The organism is Rhodoferax sp. GW821-FHT07F03 (genome assembly GCF_059418745.1).
Genome location: NZ_JBWKQM010000001.1, coordinates 542,040 through 562,830, shown reverse-complemented (window position 1 = coordinate 562,830; position 20,791 = coordinate 542,040). Strand labels below are relative to the sequence as shown.

The 20,791-nt window shown below is 62.2% G+C and carries 22 protein-coding genes; 11 read left to right on the top strand and 11 right to left on the bottom strand.

Features of this window, described 5'->3' with window-relative positions; translation table 11 throughout:
- Nucleotides 1–46 precede the first annotated feature (46 nt).
- From AC07R0_RS02545 to AC07R0_RS02530, 4 genes are all read right to left on the bottom strand, one after another.
- On the bottom strand, nucleotides 47–1,177 hold the full coding sequence (locus tag AC07R0_RS02545) for a polyamine ABC transporter substrate-binding protein (RefSeq protein WP_495103685.1): 1,131 nt from the start codon (nucleotides 1,175–1,177) through the stop codon (nucleotides 47–49).
- Between the two features lie 134 nt (nucleotides 1,178–1,311).
- Nucleotides 1,312–2,742, bottom strand: coding sequence for an aspartate aminotransferase family protein (locus AC07R0_RS02540; RefSeq protein WP_495103652.1), 1,431 nt, complete (start codon nucleotides 2,740–2,742; stop codon nucleotides 1,312–1,314).
- Between the two features lie 86 nt (nucleotides 2,743–2,828).
- Entirely contained in the window at nucleotides 2,829–4,196 is a 1,368-nt protein-coding gene (locus AC07R0_RS02535) for a glutamine synthetase family protein (RefSeq protein ID WP_495076650.1), read from the bottom strand.
- Between the two features lie 14 nt (nucleotides 4,197–4,210).
- Nucleotides 4,211–4,999, bottom strand: a complete 789-nt coding sequence (locus tag AC07R0_RS02530; protein WP_495103651.1) for a gamma-glutamyl-gamma-aminobutyrate hydrolase family protein — start codon at nucleotides 4,997–4,999, stop codon at nucleotides 4,211–4,213.
- A gap of 124 nt (nucleotides 5,000–5,123) precedes the next feature.
- Between AC07R0_RS02530 and pdxR the strand changes: the two genes are divergently transcribed.
- The gene (gene pdxR, locus AC07R0_RS02525) at nucleotides 5,124–6,626 is read left to right on the top strand and encodes a MocR-like pyridoxine biosynthesis transcription factor PdxR (protein ID WP_495103650.1); all 1,503 of its coding nucleotides are present in this window, start codon (nucleotides 5,124–5,126) and stop codon (nucleotides 6,624–6,626) included.
- Here the strand turns inward: pdxR and AC07R0_RS02520 are convergent.
- Together AC07R0_RS02520 and speB are read right to left on the bottom strand one after the other, a co-directional pair.
- Nucleotides 6,623–7,936, bottom strand: coding sequence for an NAD(P)/FAD-dependent oxidoreductase (locus tag AC07R0_RS02520; protein ID WP_495103649.1), 1,314 nt, complete (start codon nucleotides 7,934–7,936; stop codon nucleotides 6,623–6,625). The genes pdxR and AC07R0_RS02520 overlap by 4 nt on opposite strands.
- Complete coding sequence (gene speB / locus AC07R0_RS02515; protein WP_495103648.1) at nucleotides 7,926–8,861, bottom strand: agmatinase; 936 nt, start codon at nucleotides 8,859–8,861, stop codon at nucleotides 7,926–7,928. Before speB ends, AC07R0_RS02520 begins: the two co-directional genes overlap by 11 nt.
- 171 nt (nucleotides 8,862–9,032) lie before the next feature.
- Between speB and AC07R0_RS02510 the strand changes: the two genes are divergently transcribed.
- Together AC07R0_RS02510 and AC07R0_RS02505 are read left to right on the top strand one after the other, a co-directional pair.
- Nucleotides 9,033–9,968, top strand: coding sequence for a DMT family transporter (locus AC07R0_RS02510; RefSeq protein ID WP_495103647.1), 936 nt, complete (start codon nucleotides 9,033–9,035; stop codon nucleotides 9,966–9,968).
- A 9-nt stretch (nucleotides 9,969–9,977) separates the two neighbouring features.
- Complete coding sequence (locus AC07R0_RS02505; RefSeq protein ID WP_495097247.1) at nucleotides 9,978–10,889, top strand: LysR family transcriptional regulator; 912 nt, start codon at nucleotides 9,978–9,980, stop codon at nucleotides 10,887–10,889.
- On the opposite strand, the gene AC07R0_RS02500 is transcribed toward AC07R0_RS02505, so the two are convergent.
- Entirely contained in the window at nucleotides 10,890–12,104 is a 1,215-nt protein-coding gene (locus AC07R0_RS02500; protein ID WP_495103646.1) for a D-amino acid dehydrogenase, read from the bottom strand.
- A gap of 215 nt (nucleotides 12,105–12,319) precedes the next feature.
- Here AC07R0_RS02500 and AC07R0_RS02495 point away from each other — a divergent pair, with 215 nt between their 5' ends.
- Both AC07R0_RS02495 and AC07R0_RS02490 read left to right on the top strand, forming a co-directional pair.
- Entirely contained in the window at nucleotides 12,320–13,210 is an 891-nt protein-coding gene (locus AC07R0_RS02495; RefSeq protein ID WP_495103645.1) for a transporter substrate-binding domain-containing protein, read from the top strand.
- 2 nt (nucleotides 13,211–13,212) lie between these two features.
- Entirely contained in the window at nucleotides 13,213–13,944 is a 732-nt protein-coding gene (locus AC07R0_RS02490) for an aspartate/glutamate racemase family protein (protein WP_495076659.1), read from the top strand.
- A 6-nt stretch (nucleotides 13,945–13,950) separates the two neighbouring features.
- On the opposite strand, the gene AC07R0_RS02485 is transcribed toward AC07R0_RS02490, so the two are convergent.
- Both AC07R0_RS02485 and AC07R0_RS02480 read right to left on the bottom strand, forming a co-directional pair.
- The gene (locus AC07R0_RS02485) at nucleotides 13,951–14,907 is read right to left on the bottom strand and encodes a pyridoxamine 5'-phosphate oxidase family protein (RefSeq protein ID WP_495103644.1); all 957 of its coding nucleotides are present in this window, start codon (nucleotides 14,905–14,907) and stop codon (nucleotides 13,951–13,953) included.
- Nucleotides 14,904–15,554 carry a glutathione S-transferase family protein gene (locus AC07R0_RS02480; RefSeq protein ID WP_495103643.1) on the bottom strand — a complete coding sequence of 217 codons (651 nt, stop codon included), beginning with the start codon at nucleotides 15,552–15,554 and terminating at the stop codon, nucleotides 14,904–14,906. The genes AC07R0_RS02485 and AC07R0_RS02480 overlap by 4 nt, the downstream gene beginning before the upstream one ends.
- A 114-nt stretch (nucleotides 15,555–15,668) precedes the next feature.
- Here AC07R0_RS02480 and AC07R0_RS02475 point away from each other — a divergent pair, with 114 nt between their 5' ends.
- Nucleotides 15,669–16,583, top strand: coding sequence for a LysR family transcriptional regulator (locus AC07R0_RS02475; RefSeq protein WP_495097253.1), 915 nt, complete (start codon nucleotides 15,669–15,671; stop codon nucleotides 16,581–16,583).
- Here AC07R0_RS02475 and rraA read toward each other — a convergent pair.
- On the bottom strand, nucleotides 16,580–17,077 hold the full coding sequence (rraA, locus tag AC07R0_RS02470) for a ribonuclease E activity regulator RraA (protein ID WP_495097254.1): 498 nt from the start codon (nucleotides 17,075–17,077) through the stop codon (nucleotides 16,580–16,582). The two genes, AC07R0_RS02475 and rraA, sit on opposite strands and share 4 nt — an antisense overlap.
- Nucleotides 17,074–17,568: an Lrp/AsnC family transcriptional regulator gene (locus AC07R0_RS02465; RefSeq protein ID WP_495103642.1), complete on the bottom strand. Its 495-nt coding sequence runs from the start codon at nucleotides 17,566–17,568 to the stop codon at nucleotides 17,074–17,076. Before AC07R0_RS02465 ends, rraA begins: the two co-directional genes overlap by 4 nt.
- Before the next feature lie 89 nt (nucleotides 17,569–17,657).
- Here AC07R0_RS02465 and yedA point away from each other — a divergent pair, with 89 nt between their 5' ends.
- From yedA to AC07R0_RS02440, 5 genes are all read left to right on the top strand, one after another.
- The gene (gene yedA / locus AC07R0_RS02460; RefSeq protein ID WP_495097255.1) at nucleotides 17,658–18,554 is read left to right on the top strand and encodes a drug/metabolite exporter YedA; all 897 of its coding nucleotides are present in this window, start codon (nucleotides 17,658–17,660) and stop codon (nucleotides 18,552–18,554) included.
- Between the two features lie 166 nt (nucleotides 18,555–18,720).
- On the top strand, nucleotides 18,721–19,104 hold the full coding sequence (locus AC07R0_RS02455) for an SWIB/MDM2 domain-containing protein (RefSeq protein ID WP_495097256.1): 384 nt from the start codon (nucleotides 18,721–18,723) through the stop codon (nucleotides 19,102–19,104).
- Between the two features lie 231 nt (nucleotides 19,105–19,335).
- The gene (gene lepB / locus AC07R0_RS02450; RefSeq protein WP_495103641.1) at nucleotides 19,336–19,956 is read left to right on the top strand and encodes a signal peptidase I; all 621 of its coding nucleotides are present in this window, start codon (nucleotides 19,336–19,338) and stop codon (nucleotides 19,954–19,956) included.
- Between the two features lie 15 nt (nucleotides 19,957–19,971).
- Nucleotides 19,972–20,529 carry an RNA polymerase sigma factor gene (locus tag AC07R0_RS02445; protein WP_495103640.1) on the top strand — a complete coding sequence of 186 codons (558 nt, stop codon included), beginning with the start codon at nucleotides 19,972–19,974 and terminating at the stop codon, nucleotides 20,527–20,529.
- Entirely contained in the window at nucleotides 20,522–20,779 is a 258-nt protein-coding gene (locus AC07R0_RS02440) for a hypothetical protein (RefSeq protein ID WP_495103639.1), read from the top strand. Before AC07R0_RS02445 ends, AC07R0_RS02440 begins: the two co-directional genes overlap by 8 nt.
- The last annotated feature ends 12 nt before the right edge of the window (nucleotides 20,780–20,791 follow it).

The following is a 20,791-nucleotide window of genomic DNA, read 5'->3' as shown; positions in this document are numbered from 1 at the left end:
TTTTGAACCATTGGAGCTGGCGTGCTCCAATGGTTTTCGCTCGCGCCTACAACCCGGTTTTTATGGAGGTGTACAAACGCGTACGTAGTCTACGTATGTCGCTGTTGACTGCATCCGGCGGCACCATCCGTGCCAAGTCATCCTGCGCCATGAAAACCGACTTGTTGCTGGCAACCTCTGGCTTGACGAACTTGAGTGCGCTGGGCACGGGGTTGGCATACAGCACCTTGTTGACGATGCCGGCGTTGACTTCAGGTCGATAGATATAGCTGATCCATTTGTAGGCATTCTCAGCGTGCGGCGCATCGGCAGGAATGGCCATGGTGTCAAAGAACAGAACAGCGCCAGATTTGGGCACCAAGGACTTGATGACATTGCCATTCTTGGCTTCGTTCGCACGGGCCTGGGCAATGCTGATGTCGCCGTTCCAACCCATCACCAGACACAAGGAGCCACCTGCTAGGTCATTGATGTAACCCGAAGAAGAGAACAGCGTGATGCTGGGGCGAATTTTCTTCAACAGCTCCGCAGCTTCCTGGTAGTCCGCAGAATTCTTGCTGAACGGTGGCTTGCCCAAATAATGCAGGGCCGCAGGGAACAGTTCGTCGCCCGAATCCAACACGGACACGCCGCAAGATTTGGCCTTGGCTGCGTACTCCGGCTTGAAGAGCAAGTCCCAGGCATTGTCGGGCCAGGGCAAATTGCCTAACGCTGCTTTAAGCTTGGTTTCATTGACGCCAATCGTGGTGATGCCCCAGGCCCACGGAACCGTGTATTGGTTGCCGGGGTCCATTTCAGCCAACTGCTTCATCACATAGGGGTCAAGATTGGCGTAAGTCGTGATCTTGCTTTTGTCGAGCTTGGCCAAAAGACCGCCCTGGGCCTGGATCTTGGCCCAATGGGATGAGGGCACCACGATGTCATAGCCCGTTTTACCAGCCACCATCTTGGCATGCAGGGTTTCGTTGCTGTCAAAGGTGTCGTAACGCACCTTGATGCCGGTCTCCTTTTCAAAATTGGCGATGGTGTCGTCGCCAATGTAGTCAGACCAGTTGTAGATATTGAGCACCTTCTCATCTGCTGCATGCACGTTTGCGGCAGCACCCAGCAAGGCCCCCACTGCAAACAGGCCATACATGAGTCGACTAACCCCCCGTTTTTTCAAACCCAATTGCATATTTATCTCCTGATGACAAAAGAACAATGTAAAAGCATGAAACAAATCATGATGATGAATGACACCGGCAAGAAAACGAGAAACTTTACGCAACAGTAACAGTCTGTCAACGAAAGCAACTGGCCTACAGCTCGCTAGCCCAATAGCTTCTTGTCTTTCAACTCCGCGTAGGTCAAATCCAGGCACCGCGTAATCAACTCCACCATCTCGTCTATCTGGGCGTGGGTCATGGTTAGCGGTGGTGCAATGATCATCCGGTCGCCGACTGCCCGCATGATCAAGCCATTGGCGAAACAGTGGCGGCGGCACACCATGCCTACCGCCAAATCTTCCGCAAACAGCTCCTGCGTTGCCTTGTTCTTGACCAGAATCAAACCGGCGGTAAAGCCGCAGGTTTCCGCTACGCCAACCAAGGGATGCTCGCCCAAGGCTTTGAATTTTTCTGCAAGATATGGGCCAACATCCGTCCGGACGCGGCCCACCAGGTTCTCGCGTTCCATCAAGGCAATATTGGCCAAGGCCACCGCACAAGCCACGGGGTGGCCGCTATAGGTGTAGCCATGGTTGAACTCTCCACCCTTTTCAATCAGCACCTTGGCAACGCGGTTCCCCACCATCACGCCTCCCAGCGGGATGTAGCCGCTGGTAACACCCTTGGCGAACGTCACCAGATCAGGCTTGTAGCCAAACTTTTCGTAAGCAAACCAGTAGCCCAGACGGCCAAAAGCGCAAATCACCTCGTCGCTGACCAGCAAGATGCCGTATTTATCGACAATGCGCTGGATTTCGGGCCAGTAACTGTCTGGCGGAATGATCACGCCGCCAGCACCCTGCACCGGCTCACCAATGAAGGCCGCCACCTTGTCCGGTCCTACTTCTAATATTTTTTCCTCCAGCCAGCCGGCCGCGCGTAGACCAAAAGCCTCTTGGGTTTCACCGGGCAGCGCATTCTCAAAAAAGTAAGGCTGCTCGATATGGGTGATGTTTGGAATCGGCAAGTCCCCCTGTGCATGCATGCCAGACATGCCGCCGAGCGACGCCCCCGCCATGGTGCTGCCGTGGTAAGCATTCTTGCGGCTGATGATCACCTTGCGCTGGGGTTGGTCCAGCAGATCCCAGTAGCGTCGCACCATGCGCACATTGGTGTCATTGCTTTCGCTACCGCTGCTGGAGAAAAACACGTGGTCAAACCGCCGGTCACCCACAGGCTTGGCCAGGGTGGACAACTTGGCGGCTAGCTGGGTCGCCGGCACATTGGTGGTCTGGAAGAAGCTGTTGTAGAACGGCAGCTCCATCATCTGCTGGAAGGCAGCCTGGGCCAACTCGGTGCGTCCGTAGCCGGCGCTGACGCACCACAGTCCGCTCATGGCATCCAGTATCTTGTTTCCCTCGGAGTCCCACACGTAAATACCATCGGCCTTGGTGATCACTCGCGAGCCACGGGTAGCCAGGTCCTGGTGGTCGGTAAAGGGGTGCATGTAATGCGCGCTGTCCATGGCCTGTATGGCCTTGGTATCCAACACGCTTTCACGGCGAACAATCGCGGGCGGGGACATGAAGTTCATGGGTGAATTCATTTGCGTAACTCCAAATCAAATCAATGCGTTAACCAATTACGGCTGGCCTGACACAGCCATACCAGCCATGCACATCAAACGTGCAACAGCAAGTGCTCTCGCTCCCAGGGAGAAATCACTTTCATGAACTCTTCGAATTCCAGGTCTTTGACCTCGGTGTAGACGGTGATGAACTCCTTGCCCAGCACCTCGTGCAGGTCTGGCTCATTGCGCAGCAAGTCCAGCGCCTCGCCCAGGCTGCGGGGCAATGAATACGGCGCCAGATAGGCGTCGCCCTTCATCTCGGCCTTGGGTTTGATCTTCTTCTTCATGCCCAGATAGCCGCAGGCCAAAGTCATGGCCATGGCTACATACGGGTTCGCGTCCACGCCGATCACCCGGTTTTCCACGCGCCGTGCAGCCGGCGTCGAAATGGGGGAGCGGATGCCAACGGTACGGTTATCAAAGCCCCACTCGATGTTGATGGGTGCAGCCGTATTGCGCGACAGACGGCGGTAGCTGTTCACATAGGGCGCCACCAGGGCCATGGCTGCAGGTATGTAGCGCTGCAAGCCGCCGATGTAGTGGAAGAAAGCCTCCGAGGGCGTACCGTCCTCGTTACTGAAGATATTCTTGCCAGTAGCGACATTGAGAATGCTCTGGTGCACATGCATGGCACTACCCGGCTCGCCGGCAATCGGCTTGGCCATAAAGGTGCAGTACATGTCGTGGCGCAAGGCCACCTCGCGGGCCATGCGCTTGAAGAAGAAAACCTCGTCCGCCAATCCCAACGGATGGGCGTGGAAGAAATTGATCTCCATCTGCCCGGCACCCGCCTCATGGATCAGCGTGTCGACGTTGAGCTCCATCTTCTCGCAGTAGTCGTACATCTCCTCAAACAGCGGATCGAACTCGTTCACCGCGTCGATGCTGTAAGACTGGCGCGAGGTTTCTGCCCGGCCGCTGCGGCCAATCGGGGGGCGCAACACAGTATTCGGATCGGTATTGCGGGCCACCAGATAAAACTCCAACTCTGGCGCCACCACCGGGTCCAGCCCCTCGGCGGCATACAGGTCGCAAATGCGGCGCAACACACTGCGCGGCGCAAACGGCACCAGCTTGCCGTCGCGGTCATAGCAGTCATGGATTACCTGCGCCGTGGGGTCCGTAGCCCAGGGCACGATGCGCACCGTGGCTTCGTCCGGCTGCAGATGCATGTCCCGATCCGTCGGATCAATCACGTCGTAGTAGGGGCCTTGCTCAGGAAATTCGCCCGTCACACCCATGGCCACAATCGCCTGAGGAATGCGCATGCCGCGGTCTTCGGTGAACTTCTCGCGTGGCAAGATCTTGCCGCGGGCCACCCCGGTCAAGTCGGGTACCAGACATTCCACCTCGGTGACTCTGCGCTCGTTCAGCCACAGCTCCAGATCGTTGAAGCTCATTGCTTTGCGTTGGTCCATTTCCATCTCCTCTTTTAGTTCGACGCGCCAGCCAAGCGCGCGGTGTGGCGGGCCTGGCAGGCCTCACCGAATGCATTCAATATGGCGGTGTAAAACGGGTTCTCGGCAAACTTCCACTCGGGATGCCACTGCACGGCGTAGGCAAAAGCCGGCGCACCTTGCACACCAAACGCCTCCACCAACCCATCCTCAGCCCAACCCAGCGGCTCCAGACCTGGCGCCAGTTTGTGGATGCCCTGGCCATGCAAGGAGTTCACCATGGCGGTGTCTCCACCGGCCCATTGGGTGAATGCACTGCCGGGCGCAAAGCGCACCACATGTCTGGGCGCGTACTGCAAGTCCAGCGGATCTTCCTCGGGCTCGGTGTGGTCCATCAAGCCCGCGACACCATGTACCTTTTGGTGCAGCGAGCCGCCCAGCGCCACGTTGATTTCCTGAAAGCCCCTGCAAATGCCCAACAAGGGCACGCCTTGCTGGATACACGCCTGGATCAAGGGCAGCGTCAAGCTGTCGCGTTCTACATCCAGCGGCAAGCTGGGGTCCAACACGGTTTCAAAAAAATGCGAGGGATGCACATTGGACGGCGAGCCGGTCAACATCACGCCATCCACCAGATCCAGCAGGCTGGCAATCTGGCTGCTTTGCACCAGGGGGAAGATCACGGGCTGGGCATGGGCACCAAATTTGCAGGCGGTTGCGTACTTCTCGCCCAGCATCAAATAAGGCAGATCGGCAGAGCCACTATCACGGCCGCGATGGTCCGCCGGCAGCCATACAAGACAAGCGGTTTGTGCTTTTTGCATGGCTTATATGTGAATAAATAATTGCATATTACTGACAATTGTGCCGGGCTATTGGTTTAATAATAGATCCAGTTTGCAAAGGTCGATGGTGCCACTTTGCAGCCACTTTAGCCCCGGAGCCTGCATGCTGAGCGAATTCCTCGTTACCGAAATCAACAAAGTGGGGGCCCAGGATGCGCTGCCTCTACACCGCCTGCTCTATGAGTCGCTGCGCCGGGCCATCCTGGGCGGCAAGATTGCTGCAGGCGAGCGCCTGCCGTCCAGCCGCAAGCTGTCGGAAGACCTGGACGTGTCGCGCAACACCGTGGTGGCGGCTATCAACCAGCTTACGGTTGAAGGCTATCTGGTGAGCCATGTAGGCAGTGGCACCTTCGTCAGCGACAACCTGAGCAAAGTCACTCTGGCGCGCAAGCACAGCACGCGCGCAGAAGCCGGGCACTGCACCCAGCTGTCCAAACGCGGCCGGGCGCTGGCCGAAACCTTTTGCGCCAGTGAGCTGGAGGTGCAGCCATTCACCCCGGGCATTGCCGACTTCAGCGCCTTTCCGGTACAGCTATGGCAGCGCCTGCAGAACAAATACTGGCGCATGACATACCCCGACATGCTGGACTACAGCAGCTCGGGTGGCTACGCCCCGCTGCGCCGTGCCATTGCCAACCATTTGCGTATGTTCCGCAGCGTCTTCCTGGACCCCAGCCAGGTACTGATCACCAGCGGCACCCAGCAGTCGCTGGAACTGTGCGCGCAGCTGCTGGCCGACCATGGCGATACCGTGTGGCTGGAAGACCCAGCCTACTGGGGCGCCGCCAAGGCCTTCATGGCCACTGGGCTGAAGCTGCACCCCATCTCTGTGGACCAGGAAGGCATTGCGCCCGACGCAGCCGACAACGCCCACGCGCCGCGCCTGGTCTACGTCACGCCATCGCACCAGTACCCCACGGGCGCGGTGATGTCGCTGGCGCGGCGGCACTTGCTGCTGGCCGCCGCACGCAAACACGACGCCTGGATACTGGAAGACGACTACGACAGCGAGTTCCGCTTCACCGGCCCCCCACTCTCGTCACTAGAAGGGCTGGACCAGGACGGCCGGGTGCTCTACATGGGCAGCTTTTCCAAGGTGATGTACCCGGGTCTGAAGCTGGGCTACCTGGTCGTACCCAAAGCCCTGATCACATCCTTCAAGCAAGCCCACTACGACCTGAACCGACCGGGCCAGATGCACCTGCAGGCGGCCCTGGCCGAATTCATTGAAATGGGACACTTTGCCAGTACCCTGCGCCGCGCCAAGCAAAGCCACGCGCAACGCCGCCAATGCCTGCTGGAAGCCCTGGCGCCCTGCCTGGGCGAACACGCCAGCATCACCGGTGCCGAACAAGGGCTGCACCTGTGCCTCAAGCTGCCGCCGCAAGTGGACGACGCTGCGTTGGCCAAGGCCCTGGGCGGTTACGGGTTGACCGTGCGCCCGCTATCCGCCTACTGCCTGGCCCGGCGCGACATCCGCGGCCTGGTGATTGGTTACGGCTACACCATACAGGCCGATATTGCCGCCAGCGGCAAACGCATCGCCGACATGGTGGCTGGCGTCACGGCTGCAGCCGCGCCCAAAAAGACCAGCCGCAAAAATTAAACCAGATCGCGCAAGCGGTGGTACAGCATGCCCAGCACCAGGCTGGGCGTGCGCAGCAAGGCGCCGCCAGGGAAGCTCTGGTGCCGCAGCCGCGCAAACACATCGAAGCGCTCGGCCTGGCCGGCAATCGACTCGGCTACCAGCTGCCCTGCCAGCCCCGTCAGCGCCACGCCGTGGCCGCTGAAGCCCTGCAGGTAATACACATTCGTGCCCAGCCGGCCAAAGTCAGGTGCGCGGTTCATGCTGATGTCCACAAAGCCGCCCCACACATAGTCCAGCGGCACACCTTGCAGCCCCGGAAACACTTTGGCAATACGGGCCTGCATGCGCTGCGCCAGATGGGCCGGCGTCGAGGTGCTGTAGCTCACCCGACCGCCAAACAGCAACCGGTGGTCCTCGCTGAAGCGGAAGTAGTCCAGCACAAAATTGTTGTCACACGCCGCCGCGTTGCTGGGTATGAGCTGGCGGCACATCGCCTCGCCCAAAGGCGGTGTGGCCACGATATAGGTGCCCACCGGCATGATGCGCGGAGTAATTTCGGGGGCCACCGCGGCGCCGTATTCGGCCAGCATGCAATTGCCGGCCAGCACCGCGTAATCGGCTCGCACCTGGCCCTGCGCGGTGTGTGCACAAACCTTGGCGCCACGGTCCAGCTGTGTGACCGCCGACCCGGTGTAGATGCGCACGCCCAGTGCCCGAGCCGCTGCAGCCAGGCCCAGCCCGAATTTCAACGGATGCAAATGACCTGACAACCGTTCATAGGCTGCCGCGCAGTAGCGCGGGCTGGCGATATGCCGCTGCACCGCGCTGCCTTCAACAAAGTCCACCGGCAGCCCGTACTGCGACTGGGCCGTGCGCATTTCGGCCTCCAGCGCACGCGCCTTGCGGGGCGAATCCGCCACGTACAAATAGCCGTTGACCCGCTCGCATGCGATGTTGAACTGGGCAATGCGCTGGTCCACTAGCGCAATCGCCTCCAGCGACATCTGCCAGGCCCTGCGGGCATCCGCGGCGCCCAGCTGGTTTTCAAACACGTCTTGGCCACTGGCAAAGCCCACGATGGTCTGGCCGCCGTTGCGCCCGGAGGCACCGCTGCACACCTGGTCTGCCTCCAGCACCGCCACCCGCATGCCACACTGTGCCAGCTCGATGGCGGCAGACAGGCCGGAAAACCCCGCGCCCACGACCACCACATCAGCCGTCTCGGCACCGCGCAACACCGGGTCGGGTACGCCGCGCTGGACGCTGGCTTCGTAATAGCTTTTCTGGTTCAGCTGGGTGTCGGACGCCACCAGAGATTTACGCAGCATGCGGCGCTCCTTTCAGCTTGGCGACCTGCCCGCACAGATAAGTCCACACGCAAGTGGCGGCCGCCAGCGTGGTCAGCTCGGCATGGTCGTACGCGGGTGCCACTTCCACACAATCCATGCCCACCATGTTCAATCCTGCCAATTGCTCCAAGAAGGTCATCAGCTGCGAGCTGGTCAAGCCGGCAGGCTCGGGCGTGCCGGTGCCGGGTGCAAACGCCGGGTCCAGGCAGTCGATATCCAGGGTCAGATAGCAAGGCCGGTCGCCCAGGCGCTGGCGTATGGTGTCCAGCACCGGATTCAGGCCGGCACCGTCCAGACCGCGCAGCTGGCGCGCGGTGAATATCAGGCCACCCTGGTCTTGCACGTATTCACGCGCGGCCCGCTCGCCGCTGGAGCGCAGGCCGATCTGCACGCAATGCGTAGGGCTGACCAGGCCTTCCTGCAGCGCCTCGTAGGTCCAGGTGCCGTGGCCGGACGGCTCGCCAAAATGGTCTACCCAGGTATCGCAGTGCGCGTCGAAATGCACCAATGCCAACGATCCATGCTGGGCGCGGGCGGCCCGCAGCAACGCCAGGGTGACGGAATGGTCACCACCCAGAAACACGCAATGGTGGCGCTCCATAAGCTCCGCCGCCTGTTGCTGGATATGCGCGCGCACCTCGGTCAGGGGCGAAGCATTGGGCAGGCGCATGTCCAACGCATCGCCCAGGTAACCCAAAGGCGACACGCCGAAATAAGGGTGGAGACCGTCGCACAGCATCAGGCTGGCACGGCGAATCTCCTGCGGGCCAAAGCGCGCGCCTGGGCGATTCGTCACAGCGCCGTCAAACGGCACACCAGCCAGTGCAAACGGCTGCGCGGCCAGCGCCTGGGTGGCTAAAAAATGGTTGTTGTTATTGGCGTATGCAAAATTTCCGAGTCCCATAGATTTCAATGCCTTCATGCAAAGACCGCACGATAGGGCAAATTGGCACCTAGCCCGGTGCCACTTTGAAGCGGCTATAGGGGGCCACTCACAACGCGCCCCGCCCTACACTGCGCCCTCCAGCAAAACGAAAACGGGCCTGCGGGCCTGACCCCAGATTCCCTCGCCTGTATGAACCCTGCCCCCCTTGGCCCTTTGACCGCGCGCCTCTGTCTAGCCTCTGGCATGGCCCTGGTTGGCGTGTACGTCACCATATCCAAGCCACTGGTCGCCGCCCTGCCCGTGTTCCTGCTGGCCTGGCTGCGCTTTGGCATTGCAGCAGTAGCCATGCTGCCCTGGCTGAAAAAGCCGGAGTCCGAAGGGCCGATGTCCACCCGCATGCGCTGGCTGGTGTTTCTGGAGTCCTTTCTCGGCAACTTCCTGTTTTCCATCTGCATGCTGTACGGCGTGAGCATGACCAGCGCTGTCTCTGCCGGGGTGATCCTGGCGGCCATCCCGGCTACGGTGGCCGTGCTGAGCTGGCTGATCCTGCGCGAGCGCATCGGCCTGCGAGTGTGGGCTGCGGTGGCTTGCGGCGTGCTCGGCATCGGCCTGCTTGCACTATCAAAACCAGAGCACCTTGCGCAGGTATCTTCTACGTCAGAGGCCGATTTGGCTTCAAATCACCGCTGGGGCAATCTGCTGGTGTTTGGGGCCGTGCTGTGCGAGGCCGCGTATGCAGTGATCGGCAAAAAGCTCACTGGCAGCATCAGCCCCAAGCGCATCAGCGCCCTCATCAATTTGTGGGGTCTGGTGCTGATGACACCCGCCGGCCTGTACATGGCCATGTCGTTCAACTTCGGCACGGTGCATCCGGGCATTTGGTTGCTGCTGGTGTTCTACGCCATGGCCGCCAGTGTGGGCACGGTGTGGCTGTGGATGACTGGCCTGCGCGTGGTGCCGGCGGCACAGGCCGGTGTGTACAGCGTGCTGCTGCCCATCGCCACGGCGCTGACCGGCGTGCTGGTACTGGGCGAAACCTTGGGAGCCATGCAGCTGTTGGCCTTCGGCGTGGCCTTGTTGGGCGTGGTACTTGCAACACTGCCCTCGTCCCTACCTGCAAGCTGAGGAGCCCCCATGCGTCTACGCCACATCGAAGTCTTCAACGCCATCATGCTCACCGGCAGCGTGAGCGCTGCAGCGCGGCTGATCAACGTCACCCAGCCTGCCGTCAGCCGGGTGCTGGCGCATGCCGAGCTGCAGCTGGGCTTTCCGCTGTTCCAGCGCACCAAGGGCCGGCTCACGCCCACCAACGAAGCGCAGACCCTGTACCCGCACATCGAGCGGCTGTTTGCCCAGCTGGACGATGTGCAACGCTTGGCCAACAGCCTGCGCCAGGGCCACCAGGACGGTGAGCTGCACATCCTGACCGTGCTGGCGCTGAGCTACGAGGTGCTGCCCCGGGCGCTGAAGCTGTTCCGCCAGCAGCATCCAAATGTGGTGGTGACCATGGACGCGCTGCACTCGCCGCAGATCATCTCGTCGCTGGTACTGCAGGAGGCCGATGTGGGCCTGGTCTTCAGCGCCATCGCCCACCCCTCGCTAGAGCAAAAGCACCTGGCCGATGGTCGCATGGTCTGCGTAGCGCCCAAGGGCGTTCTCAGTGCCAAGCAAGTCAAACAGGGCCTGGTGAACCTGGCCGACCTGGCCCAGGTGCCGGTAGTGAATATCGATGTGCGCGACCCGGTGGGCTCCACCCTCAGCCACGCCTGCCGCGAGGCCGGCGTGGGCCTGTCATCCAGCATTACCGTGCAGACCTACCACGCGGCACTGGCGCTGGCGCACCATGGCCTGGCGGTGGCGTTGATCGACAGCTGCACCGCCCTGTCCGCCGATCTGGGCAAGGTGGATGTGCTGACCCTGGAGCCGCACATCGCCGTGCCCATCAAGGCCCTGCGCGCGGTGAACCGGCCCGGCTCGCTGCTTGCCAGCGCCATGACGCAGTGCGTGCAGCAGGTGATCGAGCAGGCACTGCAGCCCGCCGCATAGCTAAGCGGCTGCAAGTGCGTCGGCCACCGCCTGGGCTGTACCGAACGCGAGGGTGAACCCCAGGGCCCCGTGGCCGGTATTGAGCAGCAAGTTTTCCGGCCCCTGCGGGTGCCGTCCCACCAGAGGCAGGCCGGTCGGCGTGGCCGGGCGCATGCCGGTCCAAGGGTGCAGTTCCAGTCCCTGGTCCAGCCCAGGGAACACAGCGCGGGTTGCCTCGCTGAGTTGCTGGATGCGCTGAGGAGCAATGCGGCTATCGTGCCCCACCAACTCCGCCATGCCCGCGACACGCAGCCGCTGGCCGATGCGGGCGAAAACCACTTTGCGCGCGGCATCGGTCACACTCACCTGCGGTGCCGCATCCGATCCATCGGCCAGGTCTAGCGTGATGCTGTAGCCCTTCAGCGGGTAAACCGGTAGGCGCAAGCCCAGCGGGCGGGCAAACCCCGCGCTGGCGCTACCCAGGGCCAGTACAAACTGGTCTGCCGCAACATCGCCCGCAGCCGTTCGCACCGCCTGCAACCGCCTTCCCTGCTGCACCACGCCCAGCGCCTCCTGGCCCAGCACAAAACGCACGCCACGCGCTTGCAGTGCCGCGTACAGGCCGTTGCAGACCTTGGCGCAATCAGCAGCACATTCGCTGGGCGTATAAACCGCGCCGGCCATGTGGGCCTGGTAATACTGCAAAGCCGGCTCCAGCTCCACGCAACGCTGGGCCGACACCACCTCTTGCACACTGCCCAGGCGCTGCTGCAGCTCCACCTGTCTGCGTGCGGCCTCCAGGCCGGCGGCACTGCTGTAGACCACCAGCTTGCCGCTGCGCGCAAAATCACAGTCCAGTGCCAAGTCCTGCAGCATGGCTTCAAAACCCTGGCGGCTGCGCAGTGCCAGCTGCAGCAACTGGGCCGTGCTGCGGGCAGAGGTATCGGCATTGCAGGCGCGCAGAAACTCCAGCCCCCAGCGCCACTGCTGCGGGTCCCATTGCGGCTGGAATTTCAACGGTGAGTCGGCCGCCAACAGCAACTTGGGCAACTGGGTCCAGATGCCGGGGTCGGCCAAGGGTTGCACATAGCTGTAGCTCAGCTGGGCCCCGTTGCCACCGCTGGCACCCGCACCGGGAGTGGCTCGGTCGACCACCGTCACCTCCTTACCCTGCAAACGCAATGCGTAAGCCGTGGCCAGCCCAACGATTCCCGCTCCTAAAACAACGACATGCATGTGTATCCACCCTTTGGGCAACACTGTAGGCACGCGATCTGCATGGCGCCAATGCCAAACACAGGCCTAGCCATCAGCAAAAGTTATGCCCAGGTGCCGCCGCCAGCCCATAACTTCAGGTTATGGTGCGCCCCGAAAAAGGCACTATGCACTGCGGCCAGCCCTTTCTAAACTGCCCCACAGCTCCTCCATCACCTCTACTTCAAAGGGTCATCATGCAAGCCTCCTCCGTACTGTCCACGATGTTTCTGGCCGCAGGCCTGGCTGCCACGGCCGTAGCCCATGCGGACACTCTGCAAAAAATCGCCGAATCCGGTCAGATCACCCTGGCCTACCGCGAGTCGTCCGTGCCCTTCAGCTACCTGGCCGGTGGCAGCACGCCCGAAGGCTTCTCGGTAGACATCGCCAACGCCGTAGCCGACGCGGTGAAGAAGCAACTGAAAAAGCCTGACCTCAAGGTTGCGCTACAGGCCGTGACATCGCAAAACCGCATCCCGCTGCTGGTCAACGGCACGGTGGACCTGGAGTGCGGCTCCACCACCAACAACACAGTGCGCGGCAGAGACGTGCAGTTCGCCATCAACCATTTCTACACCGGCACCCGGTTGCTGGCGAAGAAGTCGTCTGGCATCAAAAACTACGCCGACCTGGCCAACAAGCCGGTCGCCAGCACCTCGGGCACCACCAACGCCCAGGTCATCCGCAAATACAACCAGGACAAGAGCCTGGGCATGGACATCAAACTGGGCAAGGACCACGACGACTCCATGCTGCTGGTGGACAGCGGCCGCGCCGTGGCCTTTGCGATGGACGACATCCTACTGTTCGGCCTGATCGGCAATGCCAAGAACCCGGCGGAATGGGAAGTCGTAGGCGACTCGCTGCAAGTCGAGCCCTATGCCTGCATGCTGCGCAAGGACGACCCGCAATTCAAGCAGCTGGTCGATGGAGTCATCGCCGGCATGATGAAGTCCGGCCAGTTCGAGAAGCTCTACACCAAGTGGTTCATGTCGCCCATTCCCCCCAAGGGCCAGAACCTGAACCTGCCCATGAGCAAAGATTTGCGCGACAACCTCAAGGCGCTGAGCGACAAACCGGCGGTCTAACCATGCAAGTCGTAGGCATCCTGGGCGGCATGGGGCCTGCCGCCGGCGCGGACTTCGTGCGCTTGTTCGTGCAGTCCTGTATCGAGCATATGCAGGCCATCGGTGTGACGGTGAGCGACCAGCGCTTCCCCGAGCATTGGCTGGCCCAGGTGCCGGTACCGGATCGTACGCAGGCGCTGGAAGACGATACCAGTGGCGCACAGCAGCCACTGGAGCCCATGTTGCAGGCGCTGGGCCGTCTGGCAGCCTTGGGTGCGCGCTGCGTGGCCATGCCCTGCAACACCGCCCACGCCTGGCATAGCCGTATGCAGGCGCGCTTTCCACAGCTCGACGTGCTGCATATCGCCAACGAGATGGCGCAGCAGTTGGCCTTGCAGCGCATACCGGCAGCCGCGCTGATGGCCACCGATGGCACCTACCGTAGCGGCGTGTACGAGCAGGCGCTGCAGCGCGCCGGAGTGCAATGCCATTTGCCAACAGCCGCTGAGCGCGCGCGCATCATGCAAGGCATTTACGACGGTGTAAAAGCCGGCAATATGCCGCTGGCGCAGCGCTGCTTTGGCGAGGTGGCCCAGGCCCTGGCCGAACGCCACGGCGGTGCGCCGCTGATACTGGGCTGCACCGAAATTCCGCTGGCACTGGACGGCGCGGCACAGATGACCGGTTTGCGCAGTTTCAACCCAGCACAGGTGCTGGCAAAAACCTTGGCGCAGCGCGCGTACGCAGCAGCTTAAAGAGCTTCAGGCCCAAACGCCGGTAGCCTCCAGCACCGGCGACAGCTGGGCCTCGCCCCAACGCAAGGCCAATGCACCGGGCCGGCGCAAAGCGCCCAGCACCTGCATCCGCAGCAGACGCTGGGCGCCGGCAAAGCCAGCCAGATCCGGGCCGTCCCACAGAATCTCTGCACGCACCGCCACCTGCAGCAGATCGCCGGTGGCGTAGTCAATGAACAGCAGTCCGGCCTGCGGGTTCACCGCCAGATTGCCCAGGGTGTTGAAAAAGAAGTTGCCTAAAAAGTCTGGCGCCGTCAGCCACTGCTGGCCAGCGGCATCCACCTCGACCCGCACAAAGCCCGACTTGCCGCCACGGTGCGATACGTCCACCCCATCGGCACGCCCCTCGGGCTGCAAGGCCTGCGGGTGCGCGGAGGCGATGAAGAAAGTGTCCGCCCCACGCACCAGCCGCAGCGCGGCCGCGTCAAGCTGGCTGCTGGCAATCGCCGCCGCCGGCACTTCGATCGGGGCCAAATACACCGGCTCGCGCGCCTGGATGTACTTGGGGCAGTTGCCAAAACTCTGCTCTATGCGCAAGCCAAAGCCGGTGCCATCCAGCGCCATCACCCTGCCGTTGGCGCGGTTGCGCCTGCGGGTATGCGGCTCAATACCCAGCAGGCCAATGGGCGCGTCTGGCTGCAGCGTTTGCGCCAATGGGTCGGCGGCATCCGGCAGCGCCTGCAGCCGCAACAGCGTGGCATCCGGTGAACGGATGAAACCCGGCGGCTGTGCCAGCACCGAGGCCCAGGGCTGGCCCTGCGCGTCCAGGCTGCCCAGCACCACAAAGGGCAACTGGGCGAAGAAATCGCGGTGCTGGTCGGGCATGTAATCGCGGATCACCCGCGGCCCGACCTCGGCCATGCGCTCGAACACACCGGCGCGCTGCTGCACCGCACGCTCACCGGCATGGAAGGTGGCGTTCATGCGGCCAACCCAATACGGCTGCGCACCATGGGCACAAAGCCGGGCAATGCCTCGATGCGGGCCAGCCAGGCGCGCAGATACGGATACGGCTCCAGCGCCACATTGCCCTCGGGTGCATGGGCGATGTAGCTGTAGTTGGCAATATCGGCAATGGTTGGCGCGCTGCCGACCAGGTAGTCGGACTGCTGCAGGTGCGCGTCCATCACCTGGAACAGCTGGTTCGCCCGCTGGATCGCATCTTTGGGATCGGTGGGCAGCTTGAACAACTGGATCACCCGCGCCACCGCCGGGCCAAAGGCGATCTGCCCGGCCGCCACTGACAACCAGCGCTGCACCTGGGCCGCCCCCAGTGCTTCGGTAGGCAGCCAGGCGCCAGGCGCGCCATAACGCGTCGCCAGATACACCAGGATGGCGTTGGAGTCGGCCAGCGTGACGTCGCCGTCCTGGATCACCGGCACCTGGCCAAAGGCATTCAGCGCCAAAAATTCCGGCGTTTTTTGGGCCTTGGCCAGCAGGTCCACATCAATCAGATCGAACGGCAGATCCAGCAGTGACAACATCAGCTGCACGCGGTGCGCGTGGCCCGAGATGGCATGGCGGTACAACTTGATCGGCTGCGCGGGGCAGGGGGACGTTGATATGGACATATTGTTCCTAGGTGCAAAGTGGTGAAAGAAGTAGTGATTGTGTTTAATCCACTTCACAAGATAAATGACGACCCAGGCATTTAACTACTCCATATATCGGTTTAATATGACCGTATGGACAAACTCAAAGCCATGCACACCTTTGTGCAGATTGCTGACCAGGGCAGCCTGACCGCCGCCGCCCAAGCGATGGACGCGTCGCTGCCTGCCGTGGTGCGCAGCCTGGCCGCGTTCGAGGCAGAGCTGGGGGTGCGCCTGTTCAACCGCACCACGCGGCGCATCTCGCTCACCGACGAGGGTCGCCGCCACCTGGACAGCTGCCGCCAGGTGCTGGCCACATTGCAGGAGGCCGAGGCGGCCCTGAAGGCCGAATCTAGCGAACCCGCAGGCCACCTCACCATCACCGCGCCAGTGCAGTTTGGCCAGCTCCATGTGGCCCCGGCCGTCACCCGTTTTGTACAGCGCTATCCGCAGATGCGCTGCAGCGTGCTGCTGTACGACCGGGTGGTGAATTTGCTGGAAGAAGGCATAGACCTGGGCATACGCATAGGCCCGTTGGAGGACTCTTCTCTGGTGGCGCAAACCATAGGCCGTATCCGCCGCGTGGTGGTTGCCAGCCCCGGCTACCTAAAGCGCGTAGGGCTCCCCCGCCACCCCAAGGACCTGCTACAGGCCAACTGCATACGTAACACCGGCAACAACCCCAGCTGGGGGCCCTTCATCGACAAGGGCCGGTCTTTCAGCATTGCCGTCAGCGGCAACCTGGAGTTCAACCAGATCGCGCCCACGGTGCAAGCCTGCGTAGCAGGCCTGGGTTTGGGCATGTTTCTGTCTTACCAGGTAGCCCCCTATCTGGCGCAGAAGCAGCTGCAGGTGGTACTGGAAAGCTTCGAATCACCACCCCGTCCGCTAAGCGTGGTCTACCCGCATGCACGCTTGCTGCCCACCCGAACGCGGGTCCTGGTGGACTGGATGCGTGAGGAATTGAAAGGCTTTGCCAATCCAGCTGACCAAGGCGAGCGACGCTAGACCAGCGCGGCTGCTCCCAGCACGATGCCGTCCTCGTCGGCATACAACCAGTCGCCGGGCATGACCCACACGCCTTGCACATGCACCGCCACATTGCTCTGGCCCTGGTTGCGCTTTTCGGTGGGCAGGGGCATGGACGCTAGTGCACGTATGCCTATCGGCAAGGCAGCCAACTCGGCCACGTCCCGCACACAGCCGTCGATGACCACGCCGGCCCAGCCATTGCGGTGGGCAGCCGCCCCCAAATTGCCGCCCAGCAAGGCACGGCGCAAAGAGCCGCCGCCATCCACCACCAGCACCCGGCCCTCGCCGGGCATGTCCAGCGCAGCCTTGACCAGGGAGTTGTCTTCAAAGCATTGCACGGTCCACACCGGGCCGCTGAAGGTGCGCGTGCCGCCAAAGTCGCGGAACACTGGCGGCAATACACGGAAGGCGCCAGACACATCGTTCTTGTGCACATCGCACAGGTCGCAGGTCGCAAACACAGTCGTCATGGAGAGCTCACTTTCTGGGCAGAAGGCTTGATGTTCTCACGCCGCGCGGGCAGCACCTGGGCGTTTTCGCGCGGAGCGTTCAACACGATCGAAGTCGAGGTGGTACTGAGCAGACAGAACTTGCTGACCACCGCATCCAGGTGCTGCACATCGATGACGGCGATCTCCAGCACCCAGCTGTCTTCGCCGGTCACGTTGTAGGCATTCAGCACCTCCGGGGTCTGGCCAATCAGCTTGACCACCCGTGCGTACTCGGCCCGGGCCACGCGGATGATGGCGCGGATACCATAGCCCAGCCGGGTCAGATCCACTTCGGCGCGGTAGCCCTTGATGACGCCACTGGTCTCCAGCTTGCGCACCCGCTCGGTCACCGCCGGCTGGCTCAGGTGTACGCGTCGCCCCAGCTCGGCCATGGTGATGCGCGCGTCGCGCTGCAGCTCCGCCAGGATACGATCGTCGCACGCGTCAAATTCAGAAACTTCGGTCAGCATAGTGCTCCAGCAAGAAAATTGAGGCCAATATCCGTTATTACCAAGAATATTGCATGGCGCAGACGGGTTTGACTGCCTAACATCATGGCATGCAAAACCCGCGCCACAACTCTACCCACAACCGCCTCGTGCTGCCCGCATTACTGGCTTGCTATTTCATCTGGGGCTCGACCTACCTCGCCATCCATATTGCCCTGCCCAGCTTTCCGCCGTTCTTCCAGATGGCGACCCGCTTTCTGGCGGCCGGCGGCCTGCTGATGGCATGGCTGTGCCTGCGCGGCCATGCCCGGCCCACACGCACTGAATGGCGCAACGCCCTGCTGATTGGCATTCTGATGCTGGGCGGCGGCATGGGGCTGACAGCCCAGGCCTCGCTGCACATAGGCTCCGGCCTGATCGCCACCTTTATCGCCATCGTGCCCATGATGACCAGTGGCTGGGGCCTGTTGTTCGGGCAACGCCCGTCGCGGCTGGAACTGGCGGGCATGCTGACCGGACTGGTAGGCGTGTGCGTGCTGGTGCAGGGTGCCAGCTTTTCCGCGGCGCCCGTGGGTCTGCTGTGCATCATCGGCGCCACGCTGACCTGGTCGCTGGGCTCGGTACTGTCCACCACCCGCCTGCCCCTGACCAAGGGACCGATGGGCTTTGCCAGCCAGATGCTGTGCGGTGGGGCCGCCCTGCTGCTGGTATCCCTGGCGCTGGGCGAGCACATGGTGTGGCCGCCCACGCTGGAAGCCAGCGCCGCCTGGCTGTACCTGGTGCTGGCCGGTTCGCTGGTGGCCTTCAGCGCCTATATGTACCTGCTGGCCCACGCCAGTTCTGCCGTGGCCACCAGCTATGCGTTCGTGAACCCCTTGATCGCGCTGTTTCTGGGTGTAGTGCTGGCCGGTGAGGTGGTAATGGCCAAGGAATGGCTGGCCTGCGGCATCATCCTTTTGGGGGTGGTTTTCATCCTCGTGGCGGGTCAAAAGTCGCCGAAACACTGAAAACGCATACCCCAGAGAGGCTTTACACGGAAAAACACGGGTCTTCAGAGCTAAAAATATGCGCTCCACCTAGGAAACCCGTTTTTTCTCCAGTAGCATCTCGGCCTACCGGTGGAGAAGCTGTTTTTCGCTGGTGAATATTCAACTCCAAGAAGGACCGTCCGTCATGGCAACTGCGAAAAAAACCCCGGCTAAAGCCGCCGCTCCTGCAAAGAAAGCTGCACCAGCAGCCAAAGCCGCTCCGGCAAAAGTAGCCGCCAAGGCAGCGCCTGCCAAGAAGGCAGCTGCAGCCGCTCCTAAGCGCGCCGTCAACGCCGCTTTCATGAAGGCTCTGACCCCCAGCGCCGCTCTGGCTGCTGTGGTCGGTGCAGCACCGCTGCCACGTACCGAAGTCGTCAAGCAACTGTGGGTCTACATCAAGAAGCACAAGCTGCAAAACGAAGCCAACAAGCGCAACATCAAGTCCGACGCCAAGCTCAAGGCTGTGTTCGGCAAGGACGAAGTCACGATGTTCGAAATGGCTGGCCTGATCGGCAAGCACCTGAAGTAATCGGCCCACGGCCATTACCAAAAGCCGCAGCGATGCGGCTTTTTTTGTTTCTGCCAGGGATGATGACTCTGGCAAGGATGTGGTGGTGAGGATCGGGATGGGTAAGAAGAGCAACATCCTAGACCGCCCGAGTCCATGCCGCCACAGACCGCAGGAAGTTATGCAGAGCATCCCTTGGTGTAACCTTTTCCGGCCTGGCCGGTATAAGAGCCACACAACACGAAGGCAACTATGAAACGCTGGCTCCTGAACAACCGTGGCTTCCTGGCATTTGTACTGTGCCTGGGCCTGTTCCGCACCGTCATGGCCGACTGGAACCCCATTCCCTCGGGCTCCATGCGCCCTACCTTGCTGGAAGGCGATGTGGTGCTGGTCAACCGCCTGGCCTACGACCTGAAGCTGCCGCTGAGCGATATCAGCCTGGCCCCTACCGGCCAACCGCAGCGCTTCGACGTAGTGACCTTCAGCTCACCGACGGATGGCGTGCGTCTGATCAAACGCATCGTCGGCCTGCCCGGCGACGTGGTGGAGATGCGCGACGAGGTGCTCTACATCAACGGTGTGGCGGCCAGCTACGACCCGCTGCGCTCCAGCGAAGCCCTGAACGGGGTATCCCACAGGCTGCAACTGCTGCCCCAAACTCCCGCCCTGCGCAGTTTCGGTCCGGTCACCGTGCCTCCCGACCAGTACTTCATGCTGGGTGACAACCGCGACAACAGCGCCGACTCACGCTACATCGGCCCGGTGCCGCGCAAGCTGCTGATCGGCCGGGCCCACCACATCCTGGTGTCGGCCAATATCCTGGACCACTGGCAGCCCCGCCTGGACCGCATCGCCCACGCCGTGCAGTAATCTACGCCAGCAATCTTGCCCTTGCCCCCCGCTTTGTTGCAACGCATGGCCGCTGGCGATACGCAGGCCTTTGCCGAACTGGTGGATATGTACCAAGGCCCGCTGTTCGGCTTTCTGGGCCGCATGGGCTGCCAGCAGGCACAGGCGGAAGACCTGGCGCAAGAAACCTTCTTGCGCGCCTGGACGCAGCTGCCCCGCTACCAGCCCGATCGCGCCCAGTTCAATACCTGGTTGTTCACGATAGCCCGCAACCTGGCCTGCAACGCACTGCAGAGTGCGGCGCACCGGCAAGAAGCCAGCGGCGAGGCCCTGCCCGAAATCGCCTGCCCCCAGCCCGGCCCCGAACACACACTGGACCAGCTGCAGCAAAGCGCCCGCCTGCAGGCCGCACTGCGCCAGTTGCCCCTGGCCGACCGCAGCGCGCTGGCCCTGGTGTATGTGCAGGACCTGGCCCTGGCCGACGTGGCACGCATAGAAGGCGACAGCCTGGCCGCCATCAAAACCCGCCTGCACCGGGCCAAACAACGGCTGCGCGCCTTGCTGGCCACTGACACGGAGAAGCCCCATGACTGATACCGATCTGGACACCCTGCTGCAGCGCGAACTGCTGCAACCACCGCCCGACTTTGCACAGCGCGTGCTGCGGCAACTGCCACGCCAGACCATGCCTGTGGCACCACCAAAGCAGTACAAGCAGCCCACGCCATGGTCGCGCCTGCGCTGGCTGCTGGCTGCTACCGGCCTGCTGGGCGGTGGTGTGCTGGGTCTGAGCCAGGCCGGCGGCTTTGTCTTTGGCCTGTGGCTCGGTGCCGCAGCCTTGTAGAACTGTTTGAAG

Excerpts from the sequence above, each read along its gene's own strand:
- AC07R0_RS02485 (WP_495103644.1), bottom strand. The coding sequence starts at position 14,907 with ATGAACGCCACCTTCCATGCCGGTGAGCGTGCGGTGCAGCAGCGCGCC.
- AC07R0_RS02520 (WP_495103649.1), bottom strand. The coding sequence starts at position 7,936 with ATGCTGCGTAAATCTCTGGTGGCGTCCGACACCCAGCTGAACCAGAAA.
- AC07R0_RS02535 (WP_495076650.1), bottom strand. The coding sequence starts at position 4,196 with ATGGACCAACGCAAAGCAATGAGCTTCAACGATCTGGAGCTGTGGCTG.
- AC07R0_RS02505 (WP_495097247.1), top strand. The coding sequence starts at position 9,978 with ATGCGTCTACGCCACATCGAAGTCTTCAACGCCATCATGCTCACCGGC.
- rraA (WP_495097254.1), bottom strand. The coding sequence starts at position 17,077 with ATGACGACTGTGTTTGCGACCTGCGACCTGTGCGATGTGCACAAGAAC.
- AC07R0_RS02510 (WP_495103647.1), top strand. The coding sequence starts at position 9,033 with ATGAACCCTGCCCCCCTTGGCCCTTTGACCGCGCGCCTCTGTCTAGCC.
- AC07R0_RS02455 (WP_495097256.1), top strand. The coding sequence starts at position 18,721 with ATGGCAACTGCGAAAAAAACCCCGGCTAAAGCCGCCGCTCCTGCAAAG.
- AC07R0_RS02545 (WP_495103685.1), bottom strand. The coding sequence starts at position 1,177 with ATGCAATTGGGTTTGAAAAAACGGGGGGTTAGTCGACTCATGTATGGC.
- yedA (WP_495097255.1), top strand. The coding sequence starts at position 17,658 with ATGCAAAACCCGCGCCACAACTCTACCCACAACCGCCTCGTGCTGCCC.
- speB (WP_495103648.1), bottom strand. The coding sequence starts at position 8,861 with ATGGGACTCGGAAATTTTGCATACGCCAATAACAACAACCATTTTTTA.
- AC07R0_RS02475 (WP_495097253.1), top strand. The coding sequence starts at position 15,669 with ATGGACAAACTCAAAGCCATGCACACCTTTGTGCAGATTGCTGACCAG.
- AC07R0_RS02530 (WP_495103651.1), bottom strand. The coding sequence starts at position 4,999 with ATGCAAAAAGCACAAACCGCTTGTCTTGTATGGCTGCCGGCGGACCAT.
- AC07R0_RS02495 (WP_495103645.1), top strand. The coding sequence starts at position 12,320 with ATGCAAGCCTCCTCCGTACTGTCCACGATGTTTCTGGCCGCAGGCCTG.
- AC07R0_RS02540 (WP_495103652.1), bottom strand. The coding sequence starts at position 2,742 with ATGAACTTCATGTCCCCGCCCGCGATTGTTCGCCGTGAAAGCGTGTTG.
- AC07R0_RS02500 (WP_495103646.1), bottom strand. The coding sequence starts at position 12,104 with ATGCATGTCGTTGTTTTAGGAGCGGGAATCGTTGGGCTGGCCACGGCT.
- lepB (WP_495103641.1), top strand. The coding sequence starts at position 19,336 with ATGAAACGCTGGCTCCTGAACAACCGTGGCTTCCTGGCATTTGTACTG.
- AC07R0_RS02440 (WP_495103639.1), top strand. The coding sequence starts at position 20,522 with ATGACTGATACCGATCTGGACACCCTGCTGCAGCGCGAACTGCTGCAA.
- AC07R0_RS02480 (WP_495103643.1), bottom strand. The coding sequence starts at position 15,554 with ATGTCCATATCAACGTCCCCCTGCCCCGCGCAGCCGATCAAGTTGTAC.
- pdxR (WP_495103650.1), top strand. The coding sequence starts at position 5,124 with ATGCTGAGCGAATTCCTCGTTACCGAAATCAACAAAGTGGGGGCCCAG.
- AC07R0_RS02490 (WP_495076659.1), top strand. The coding sequence starts at position 13,213 with ATGCAAGTCGTAGGCATCCTGGGCGGCATGGGGCCTGCCGCCGGCGCG.
- AC07R0_RS02465 (WP_495103642.1), bottom strand. The coding sequence starts at position 17,568 with ATGCTGACCGAAGTTTCTGAATTTGACGCGTGCGACGATCGTATCCTG.